Annotated in this window: 11 protein-coding genes; 4 read left to right on the top strand and 7 right to left on the bottom strand. The window is 66.7% G+C overall.

The genetic code is table 11. From position 1 onward, the window contains the following. Positions 1-1,195 (top strand): formylglycine-generating enzyme family protein (locus E4L98_RS08635; protein WP_167761303.1); only part of this gene is annotated, 1,195 nt, incomplete at its 5' end. 35 nt (positions 1,196-1,230) lie between these two features. Continuing rightward, positions 1,231-1,575 (top strand): zinc ribbon domain-containing protein YjdM, encoded by a 345-nt coding sequence (locus E4L98_RS08630; RefSeq protein WP_135201155.1) that lies wholly within the window; start codon positions 1,231-1,233, stop codon positions 1,573-1,575. Here the strand turns inward: E4L98_RS08630 and E4L98_RS08625 are convergent. The 5 genes from E4L98_RS08625 to E4L98_RS08605 all read right to left on the bottom strand — a co-directional run bounded on the left by E4L98_RS08625 (position 1,559) and on the right by E4L98_RS08605 (position 5,629). Continuing rightward, the gene (locus E4L98_RS08625; protein ID WP_135201154.1) at positions 1,559-2,188 is read right to left on the bottom strand and encodes a GNAT family N-acetyltransferase; all 630 of its coding nucleotides are present in this window, start codon (positions 2,186-2,188) and stop codon (positions 1,559-1,561) included. The genes E4L98_RS08630 and E4L98_RS08625 overlap by 17 nt on opposite strands. A 61-nt stretch (positions 2,189-2,249) precedes the next feature. Then, complete coding sequence (locus tag E4L98_RS08620; protein WP_167761302.1) at positions 2,250-3,206, bottom strand: LysR family transcriptional regulator; 957 nt, start codon at positions 3,204-3,206, stop codon at positions 2,250-2,252. A gap of 1 nt (position 3,207) precedes the next feature. After that, positions 3,208-3,864, bottom strand: a complete 657-nt coding sequence (locus tag E4L98_RS08615) for a sensor histidine kinase (RefSeq protein WP_135201152.1) — start codon at positions 3,862-3,864, stop codon at positions 3,208-3,210. Between the two features lie 103 nt (positions 3,865-3,967). After that, positions 3,968-4,912 carry an MBL fold metallo-hydrolase gene (locus tag E4L98_RS08610; RefSeq protein ID WP_135201151.1) on the bottom strand — a complete coding sequence of 315 codons (945 nt, stop codon included), beginning with the start codon at positions 4,910-4,912 and terminating at the stop codon, positions 3,968-3,970. Between the two features lie 96 nt (positions 4,913-5,008). Continuing rightward, complete coding sequence (locus E4L98_RS08605) at positions 5,009-5,629, bottom strand: response regulator transcription factor (protein ID WP_135201150.1); 621 nt, start codon at positions 5,627-5,629, stop codon at positions 5,009-5,011. A gap of 141 nt (positions 5,630-5,770) precedes the next feature. On the opposite strand from E4L98_RS08605, the gene E4L98_RS08600 reads away from it, so the two are divergent. Then, entirely contained in the window at positions 5,771-6,169 is a 399-nt protein-coding gene (locus tag E4L98_RS08600; RefSeq protein ID WP_135201149.1) for an OsmC family protein, read from the top strand. A gap of 3 nt (positions 6,170-6,172) precedes the next feature. Then, the gene (locus tag E4L98_RS08595; RefSeq protein WP_135201148.1) at positions 6,173-7,054 is read left to right on the top strand and encodes a pirin family protein; all 882 of its coding nucleotides are present in this window, start codon (positions 6,173-6,175) and stop codon (positions 7,052-7,054) included. On the opposite strand, the gene E4L98_RS08590 is transcribed toward E4L98_RS08595, so the two are convergent. After that, positions 7,051-8,619, bottom strand: a complete 1,569-nt coding sequence (locus E4L98_RS08590; RefSeq protein ID WP_205746690.1) for an adenylate/guanylate cyclase domain-containing protein — start codon at positions 8,617-8,619, stop codon at positions 7,051-7,053. The genes E4L98_RS08595 and E4L98_RS08590 overlap by 4 nt on opposite strands. Before the next feature lie 57 nt (positions 8,620-8,676). After that, positions 8,677-10,224 carry an FHA domain-containing protein gene (locus E4L98_RS08585; RefSeq protein WP_229257316.1) on the bottom strand — a complete coding sequence of 516 codons (1,548 nt, stop codon included), beginning with the start codon at positions 10,222-10,224 and terminating at the stop codon, positions 8,677-8,679. Between the last annotated feature and the right edge of the window lie 218 nt (positions 10,225-10,442).

Genomic DNA, 10,442 nt, shown 5'->3' with positions numbered 1-10,442 from the left:
CAGTCGCCTGGCCGAACAGCAGCGGCAGGCGACTGCGGCGGAACAGGCGGCGCGCCGTCAGGCCGAACTGCACGCCGCGGCGGCGGAAAAGCTGCGGCAGGAACAGCAGCGCCGGGCGCTGGCGGCGAAGCAGCGCGCGGAAGCCGAAGCGGCGGCCGAGGCACGCAAGCAGGTGCTGCGCGAGCAGCTGCTGGCGCGCCGCGATGCCGACGCCAAAAAGGCGCGCGAGGAACGCGAGGAGCAGCAGCGCAAGGCCGCGCAACTGAAGGCGGAAGCGGCCTACCGCCAGGAGCAGGAACGCCACCGCAAGCAGCAGGCGGCGCGCCACGCGGCCGAACTCAAGGCGCTGATCCCGACGCCCGACAGCCCGGTGGCCGACGCCAACGGCATCCTGCGCGACCGCTTCCTCGACGGCACCGGCGTCGGACCGGATCTGGTGCTGATCCCCACCGGCCGTTTCCAGATGGGTTCACACGAACATGAGCAACTTCTGGCGATCAAGGCCGGCGCGCAGAAAAACTGGCTGGAGCGCGAGCAGCCGGCGCACTGGGTCGGCATCGATTATCCGTTCGCGCTGGGACGCTTCCCGGTCACGGTCGGCCAGTGGCGGCGCTTCGTAAAGGACACCGGCTGGGAATCGCAGTCCGACACCGACTGGCGCGCGCCCGGCTTCGCCCAGACCGACGAGCATCCGGTGGTCGGCGTCAGCTGGACCGATGCGCAGAAGTTCGTGCAGTGGCTGTCCGACAGGACCGGCCAGCAATATCGGCTGCCGACCGAGGCGGAGTGGGAATACGCCTGCCGCGCCGGCACCAAGACCGCCTTCAGCTTCGGCGACACCATCACGCCCGAGCAAGCCAACTACGACGGTCACTACACCTACAATGGCGGCCCGCGCGGCGCCTTCCTGCAGGGGACCAGCAAGGTCGGCGCCTACCAGCCCAACCCGTGGGGCCTGTTCGACATGCACGGCAATGTGTGGGAGTGGACCCAGGACGTGGTGCACGATAACTACACCGGTGCGCCGGGCGACGGCGGCGCCTGGGAAGAGGGCGGCGATCCGGTGCGGCGTGTGCTGCGCGGCGGCTCCTGGCTGTACAACCCGCGCTACCTGCGCTCGGCGGTGCGCAACGGCTTTTCGGCGGTGCTGGCCAACGACATCGTCGGCTTCCGGGTGGCGCGCCGGCTGACCTAGAGTATACTGCCGGGCTTTCGTATCAGGACATCCCAATGAGCACTTTGCCTCCATGCCCCCAATGCAGTTCCGAATTCACCTATGAAGATGGCACCCAGCTGGTGTGTCCGGAGTGCGCGCACGAGTGGACCGCTGGCGCCACCGACGCGGCAGATGAAGGCGCGCGCGTTTATCGCGATGCGGTCGGCAATCTGCTGCAGGATGGCGATACCGTCACTGTCATCAAGGATCTGAAGCTGAAGGGCGGGGGTGGCGTGGTCAAGGTGGGCACCAAGGTGAAAAACATCCGCCTGGTCGACGCCGATCATGACATCGACTGCAAGATCGACGGCTTCGGCGCCATGAGCCTGAAGACGGAGTTCGTCAAAAAGGCGGTTTGAGCGCCACCGTCGAGTAATGCGAGTGCAGCGTCCATCCCAGTGTTGAATACAGGCGGCGGCCGGCTTCGGTGGCCACCAGCACGCGTCGCGCGGCCTGCGACTGCTGCGCCGTGCCGAGTGCGGCCATGACGGCGGCGCCCAGGCCCTGATGCTGGTGGGCGAGGTCGGTGGCGATGCGGTCGTAGATGAACACATCGCCGTATTCGACCGCGTAACCGCTGGCGGCCAGCGTGTCGTCGTCGGCGAAAATGCGCACCGTGGTGAGCGGGAATTCGGTCACCACCTGCAGCCGGTAGCCCAGCGGCAGCGATGGCACCGGATTGCGTCCCGGCTCCTTGACCATCATGTAACCGCCCGGCTGCGGCAGCCAGCGCGGCGGCACCAGCGACTGCAACAGCGGCGCCGGGCCGCACATCTTGATGTAGACATGCGGCTCGATGATGTCCCGCGCCAGCTCGGTGATGCGCGGCGACGGGCCGGCAAACACGTAGCGGCGCTTCTCGTGCGGCTGGCCGGTATCGACGCGCAGGGCGCCGCGGTCAGGCACCGGTTGCGGCAGGCCGCGCGCGATCGAGCGCGCGCGCAGCCAGTTTTCCAGCAGATCTGCATCCATCCATCTTCCTCCGGGTTGGCTTGGCAGCCATTGTGCCACGGCGCGGCCCGGCAGGCGTACGCTACTCGCGATACGCGTCGCCCTCGCTGCACAGCAGCTCCAGGAAGCGGCGCACGATGGGCCGGCATTCGTCGCTGCGCCAGCTGGCGACGATGGCCAGCGGCGGCAGCCCTTCCACCAGCACCGTCGCCATGCCGGGCGGCGGCTCGCCCAGCACGAACGCGGTGCCCAGCATCAGTCCCAGTCCGTTGCGGGCCAGCTGGATGCCGAACAGTCCTTGCGCCGTCTCGAACACGATGTTCGGCGTCACGCCGGCCAGACGGCAGCTGTCCATGATGCCGTCGTAGACCGGCGGGTTGACGTCGCGCGCGAAAATGATGATGCGTTCCTCGGCCAGGCTGCTGAGCGGCAGCGCGCGTTCGCCGGCCCAGCGGTGCGTGGCCGGCACCAGCAGGCGCCACGGCGATTGCGCCAGCCATTTGCTGCTGACGTCCGCGCCGTGCGGCATCTCCGGCGGCGGCGGCCCGAGCACCACACCGACGCCGACATCGATCTGCGCCCGCATCAGCGCGGTGCCGTGGTGCAGGCAGCGGACTTCCTGGCGCATCAGGCGCGAGGCTGGATAGAACTGCTGCAGGCGTATCAGCGCGGTCGGGATCAGCGGCAGGTTGGCGTATTCGGTGATGCCGATCGACAGCGACACATCCTCGCCGCCGGCGACCGCCATGGTCTGCTGGTTGAGCTGTTCCAGGTTGCTGATGATTTTGGCGATGCCGTCGCGGAATACGCGCCCGGCCGGTGTCAGCGCCAGCTGGCGCGGATCGCGGTCGAACAATTTGACACCCAGGCTGTCTTCGAGCCGGGCGATCTGCTGGCTCAGTGCCGGCTGGGTGATGGCGGCCAGGTCGGCGGCGCGGCCGAAGTGCAGTTCCTGGGCCAGAAGCAGGAAATTCTGATAGGTTCGTAGTTCCGCGGCTTTCATTTTCTTGACACCGAGCGCTGAGTGCAGTCCCGCCATGTTACTCCTTAACCGCGGGCGGCGCGCCGTCGAAGCGCAGCGTGACGCTGGTGCCGCCGCCCGCATGGCTGGCGATCTCCAGACGGGCGCCGAGCAATTGTGCGCGCTCGCGCATGCCGGTCAGGCCGAAGTGCAGGGACGGCGGGCTGCCGTTCAGGATCGCGGCCGGAATGCCGATGCCGTCGTCGGCCACGGTGACCGCCAGGCCGTCGCCGGTCTGCACCGAAGTGACAGAGATGGTGCCGGCGCGCGCATGGCGCACCGCGTTGCGCAGCGCTTCCGCCAGCAGAATGTAGATGTCGTCGGCCCAGGCGTCATGGCGCAGCGCCAGCGCCGGCTGCAGGGTACAGGTGAAGCGGATACGCGCGCGTGCGCACAGCGCGCCGCCCAGCAGGTCGAGCCGCTGCGCCAGCGTGACGCCGTCACCGGCCTGGCGCAGTTCGAGGATCAGCTGGCGCCCCAGCGTCATGGCCTCGTCGGTGTCGCGCGCAAGGCTATCCAGTTCCTGGCGGTCGGCGGCGCTCAGCGTCGCCCGGGCGGCAAGGGCTTGCAGTGTGCAGAGGATAAGTTGGCACTGCTGCAGAAAATGATCGTGCAGAATGCGCGCGATGCGGCTGCGCTCATTCTGCCGTTCGGTGAACAGTAACTGGTCTGACAATTTACGCGCCTTGCCGGATAAACAAACGGGCGGATTCTACGCAAGCCGCCCGCGCTTGACCAATTAGAAATCGTTATGCGCGCAATCAGACCGGCTTATCGCCTCATGGGCGGACGGTGTAGTTGGCCGGGGTCCAGGTCCAGCCCTTGCCCTTGGCGCCGAGGTAGCCGATGCCCGGGAACTGCAGGTGCGCCGCCGCCACCAGGTCGTTTTCCTTCGCCACCTGTGCGAACACCTTGGCGCGCGAGGCCGCGGCGGCCGCGCCGTCGCTGTCGAAGCCGATGGTGACCTGCGGCGCATCCAGCTGCACCGACGCCACGTGGATCAGGTCACCCAGTACCACCAGGCGCTTGCCTTTGCTCTCGACCACGTACGAGGTGTGGCCGGGCGTGTGGCCAAAGCTGGTCAGCGCGCTGACGCCGGGGATGATCTGGCCGTTGGCGTTGAACGGCTGCAGCTTGCCGGCCTTGACGTACGGCGGCAGCGACGCCATGGCGCCCTGGAAGAACGCGGTCACGCTGGCCGGCGCGCTTTTCATCTGCGCTTCGCTCAGCCAGTAGTCGGCGTCGCGCTGGTTGACGTGCACCACGGCGTTGGGGAACACCATCTTGTTCTGGTCCATCAGGCCGCCCACGTGGTCGGGGTGCAGGTGGGTGATGAAGATGTCGTCGATCTGCTCCGGCTGATAACCGGACGCCTTGAGATTCTGCGTCAGCTTGCCCAGCGTGGGGCCGAACAGTGCACCGCTGCCGGTGTCGATCAGTATCAGCTTGCTGCCGGTGTTGATCAGGAAGGCGTTGATCGAAGTGGTGGTGGGCGTGCTCAGGTGGGCTTTGGTCAGCGCCGCCTGGGTGGCCGCCTTATCGTTGTGCAGCAGGTCGACCATGGGCAGGTCGGCGGTGCCGTCGCTGAGCGGCGTGACTTCGAAATCGCCGAGCATGATGCGGGCATAGCCTGGCGTGGCGATGGTCGACAGCGGCGCGGCGGCGTAAGCAGAGGAAGAGGCCAGCAGCGCGGCGGCGGCCAGGCGGATCAAATGATGTTTCATGCAACTCTCTCGGGGTAGTGGAACCTGAGGAAATTCTAAGGCCGCTGCCGCCTTCGCAGGCCTGCCGAAAGGCGGAGCGCCGCCGGCTTATGATGGTTAGAGCAGGATGCCGCGCCGCAGGGCGATGGTCACCGCGTGCGTGCGGTCGTTGGCGCCCAGTTTGCTGAGGATGCGCTTCATGTGGGCCTTGACCGTGTCCTCCGAGATTTCCAGGCTGTCGGCGATCAGCTGATTGGACGCGCCCTTGGCCACGCAACCGAGGACGTCGACCTCGCGCGGCGTCAGCGCCTCGCTGCCCCAGTGCTGCGACATTTCCAGCGCGATTTCGGGATGGATCGACAGCCGCCCCGCGCGCGCGGTGCGGACGGCGTCGAGCAGCTCGTTGCGCAGTGAATTCTTGGTCAGGAAGCCGGCGGCGCCGGCGTGGATCGCGCCGAGGATCTGCGCATCCTTCTTGTAGGTGCTCAGCATGATCACCTGGGCCTGCGCGCACTCGCGGCGGATCTCGCGCAGCGCCGTCAGCCCGCACATGACCGGCATGGCGACGTCCATGATGGTGATCTGCGGCCGCAGCCGGCGGTAGCATTCGAGCGCCTCGCAGCCGTCCGCGGCTTCTGCCACCACTTCGATATCGTCCTGGCCGGACAGAATCGCGCTGATCCCTGCACGCATCAGGGGATGGTCGTCGGCGATGAGGACGGAAATGGACGCGGACATGGCAGGCTCCGGTTTGATAGAGACTTGATTATGGCATGGCCGCGACCGCATGGAGCATGTTGTCTGAAATTTAGCAGAGGCGTGTTCCTGCCATTCGGTGTACATTGTCGGCTACGACTTTTCCGCTTACAAGGAACACCCATGACTATCAAAGCCCTGCGCGACCAATCCCTGCCGATGCGCCATATCGTCCACGTGCGCAACCACATCATTTCCAGCGACGGCTCGGTGGAAGAGGGCGGCAATGACGCCGGCCCGTCGCCGCACGATTTGTACGATGCCGCGCTGAGCGCCTGCAAGGCGCTGACCGTGGTGTGGTACGCCAAGCGCAAGAACATCCCGCTGGAACACGTCGAAGTCAGCATGGAGCGCGACGCCAGCGAGGAACGCCAGGGCGTGTACCGCCTGCACGCGACGCTGCATGTCACCGGCGACCTGTCCGAAACCCAGCGCGCCGAGCTGCTGGCGGCCGCGCAAAAATGCCCGGTGCACAAGCTGATGACCTCCGTGACCACCGAAGTCACCACCGTACTGGGGTAAGCCATGACGATCTCGAATCTGCTCAAGGGCCACGAAAAAGACCTGGGCGGCGGCCTGATGGTGCGCCGCTATCTGCCGTCCGCCGTCAAGCAGGCGGTCGGCCCATTCATCTTCTTCGACCATTTCGGCCCGGTCGACGTGCCGCTGGACGCCGACCATGACGTGCGCGCGCATCCGCATATCGGCCTGGCCACCGTGACCTATCTGTTCGAGGGCGCGATGGACCACCGCGACAGCCTGGGCACCTACCAGCGCATCGAACCGGGCGCCATCAACTGGATGACGGCCGGCCGCGGCATCGTCCACTCCGAACGCACGCCCAAGGACCTGGTCGGCGTGCCGCACCGCACGCACGGCCTGCAGCTGTGGGCGGCGCTGCCGGTCGCCCACGAAGAGGACGAGCCGGGCTTCTGCCACACCCCGGCCAGCGCCATCCCGGAACTGAAGATCGACGGCGCCTCGGTGCGGGTACTGATCGGCTCCGCCTTCGGCCAGACCTCGTCGGTGGAGACCTACAGCCAGACCCTGTACCTGGACGTGCAGCTCCAGCCCGGCCATGAACTGGTGCTGGAAAACCTGCCGGCCGAAGCGGCCATCTATCCGATCGGCGGCGCGCTGGAAATCGACGGCGCGGCGCTGGCATTGCAGACCATGGCGCTGCTGGACACGGCCGCGCCGCAGCGCGTCAAGGCCAACAGCGAGGCGCGCTTCGTGGTGATCGGCGGCGAGCCGCTGGACGGCCACCGCTTCATGTACTGGAACTTCGTCTCCTCGCGCAAGGAACGCATCGCGCAGGCGGCCGAGGACTGGGAAGCGCAGCGCTTCGCCAAGGTGCCGGGCGAGACCGACTGGATCCCGCTGCCGCCGAAGAAGCCGGCCGCCTAGACCTTACGTTCCAGCGCGCTGATGGCCTGATGCAGCACGCCGCGCAGGCTGCGCGCGGCGGCGGCGTCGATGCGGCCGACGTCCAGGAAGACATCGTGGCCGGCGCCATGCTCGCTGAACACCTGCATTGCCCTGCCATCCTGGTCCAGCAGGCCGTCGATGGCGTAGGGGGCCACCTCGCGCGCGATGCCCTTCATGTGCACCGGCGCCAGCGCGTGGCCGGCGACGATGTCGCGCACCAGCGCGTAGGTTTCGTAGCTGACCACGATGCCGCCGGCCGGCGCGATGGCCTGCAGCCGCGCCGCCAGATTCGCTTCCGCGCCGAGGATGGTGTAGTCCATGCGGTCGCTGCTGCCGAAGTTCCCCACATTGCAGTAGCCGGTGTTGATGCCCATGCGTACCCGCAGCGGCGCTTCCAGCCCGCGCTTGCGCCAGCGCACGTTGAGTTCCGCCAGCGCGTGCTGCATTTCCACCGCCATGCGCAGGCAGTTGCGGGCGTCGTCGGTGCTGCCCCTGGTGTCCGGGTCGCCGAAGAAAATCAGCAGGGCGTCGCCGATGAATTTGTCGATGGTGCCGCCGTGGCGAATGGCGATGGCCGACATGGCGGTGAAGTAGTCGTTGACCAGTTCCGTCAGCGCCTCCGGCTGCAGCGATTCGGTCAGCGCGGTGAAGTCCTTGATGTCGGAGAAGAAGATGGTCAGCTTCTTGCGCTGGGTGCGCAGTGCCACCTCCATCTCGCCGCTGAAGATGTTTTTGTAGATCTGCGGCGACAGGTAGTGCGAAATCTTCATCGACACCGAGGCCAGGAAGTCATTGGCGTCGGCCAGGTCGGCGTTCATGCCGCGTATCAGCGCGTTCTGGCGGCGCTGCAGCAGGATGAAGCCAAGGCCGGTGGCGGCGGCCAGCAGGAAGTAAGCCAGGCTGTATTTGAACGACCACAGGCTGGTGCCGACTTCATCGTGTATTTCGATTTCCTGCAGGCCGCGCACGTCGCCGATCTTCCAGTCTTTTTTCGGGCTGTCCGGATGGCTGTTGTGGCAGGCCACGCAGGCGGCGCTCATCAGCACCGGCGCGATCAGCCGCACCTGCGAGGCGGTGCCGCTGGTGCCGGCCAGGATCAGCGGCGGCTGCTCGGGATGCGCGCGCAGCGACGCCAGCGACTGTTGTTCGAAACTGTCCAGCACATGCGGCGCGCGGCCGCGGAACGGATAGTCGGAAACGAAGCGATAGCTGACGTTGGACTGCTTGTCGGCGATCACCCGGCCCAGTTCCAGCGACAGCGTGGCCGGAATCGGAATCGCGCCGGCCACGGTTTCGTAGTTGTGGATCACCTGCGTGTCCTTGCCGTGGTTTTCCAGGATGCGGCCGACCACCGCGCTGCCGTAGTAGCCGCGTATGCTGGAGATCATGGAATTGAGGTCGCCGGCCTGGCTGCGCAGGCGCGCGGCGGCGATGTTCTGCATGTCCAGCCAGACCGCCAGCGGCAAGCCGGCCAGCAGCAAAATCAGGGCGGCGAGCGCGATGCGCTCCCAGCGTCGGGTATGAAGTGTCTGCGGTGCGCGCACGATCGAACGGTTTCAGGTTGCAAAACCGTCGATAGTATCATGCAACTGAATGTATGTTCAGGCGGTGGAAAGGGCGTTGGCGGCGACGGTGCTGTACAAGTCGTCGGCGCCGGTGCGGATGATCCAGTGTTCGGGATACGGTTCGCTGGCAAAGCGCGTGTGGCGCGGCACCCGGCTGAGTTTTTCCAGCGAGGTGGTGGGCGCCAGCGCGGTTTCCTTGCCGCTCAGCTGATCGAGGTGCCAGAAGCCGCCGTCGCGGTGGAACAGCAGCGGCAGCGCGGCCGCATGCGGCGCGGCTGGGTACGAGCGCACCGGATAGCCGGGATGGGTTTCCGGCGCCAGCAGGTAAAAGCATTCGGCGCTGACGCCATGGTCGACGCGATGCAGGATCACGCCATGCGGCAGGATGGCCGACACGCACAGGGTGACGATGCCCTTGATGCTGGCGCTGAATTCGATGCGCATGCCGAGTCGCAGCGCGGTCGGCTTGTGCTTGCCGGGCCAGACGCCGTCCAGCAGGATGCCGTAGCGCGACACGTCCTCGATTTCGAAGCCCAGTCCCGAGCGGCGGATCACGGCGTGGCGGCCGGACAGGCGGCGCGTCAGGCCGTTGGTGTCCTGGCCGTCGGCACTGTAATGGGTCAGCAGCAGGTCGGCTTCCGGATCGACCAGCTCGAAGCGCCCGATGGTGCATTCGGCCATGGCGAACAGGCGGATCTGGCGCTGGGCGCCGGCTTCCGGCGCGGCGTTGACCAGCGAGGCGGCCTGGCTGGGGTGCGGATGCATGGCGGCCGCCAGCGGCATGTCGATCTCGATCAGGTCTTCGTCCCAGGCGATGGTGCTGAAACCCAGGTCGACTTTGCCGGCCGGCGCGTTCAGGTCCAGGTGGGCGATGCCGGCGTTGCGCGCGGTGACGTCGATGTCCAGGCTGTCGCCACCCTGCGCGCTGACGCGGGCGATGGAAGCGTCGTCCGCCATCACGCGCACGTTCTTGTGGGTGCTGAGGAAGATGCGGTGGATTTCGGTCAGCGAGGCATCCAGGCGCGGCACCAGGATCACGAAGGTGCACACCCATTTGCGCGCGGCCATGCCGGGGTGCTGGCTGAGCAGCTCGATGCTGATCTGGTACTGGCCGTGCTCCTTGCCGCGCGAGGAAAATTCGACGAACACCGGGCGCCACTCGCCGCTGACGGCGCGCACGAACTGCTGGCGCGCGGCGCCGTTGGGAATCAGGTCCGATTGCAGTTGCAGCGCCAGTTGCGGCGCGCAGGCCTCGGGCATGCCGCGCAGTTCCATCTTGAGCGTCTGGCGGCCACCGGCGGCGCGCGGGTCGAAACCGCTGATGTGCAGTTGCGGCCTGGCCTGGGCGCGGTGCAGCGGACGGGCATAGTTGGTGTCGGCCGGCGCGGCGGCGACGTTGGCTTCGGGGCGGGCAGGGACGGCCTCCAGCACCGTGGCCGGCGGGGCGGCACGGGACGAGCGCATGGCAGTCAACAGGTCATAGCTGGACGCATCCGGCTGGGCGTGGCCGCCTTCACAAGTTTGCGCTCCAGGCATCACCCAGTAAGTGCAATGCGGATGCTGGGCATTACTGCATTTATTCATGACTAACCGACCGAAGGGATACCCGTCAGTTTATGCGCTTTCCCCCCGGTTTGGCAAACAAAGTAACCGTTTTTTCACCACGACTGTGCGGGTATCAAAAATGCGACGGAATTGCTGCAACCGGTAGTGCTGTTTCGTCAACATTTTCACGGATTTTGCTGCCGAAACGCAGCACGATCGCGCTCAGGTTGTCGATGTGCAGCTGCGGTGGCGGCGCG

This window comes from Duganella callida, from assembly GCF_004614165.1.
GTDB classification, from domain to species: domain Bacteria; phylum Pseudomonadota; class Gammaproteobacteria; order Burkholderiales; family Burkholderiaceae_D; genus Rugamonas; species Rugamonas callida.
The sequence above is the reverse complement of the archived record's forward strand: the minus strand, read 5'-3'. Positions and strand labels throughout refer to the sequence as shown.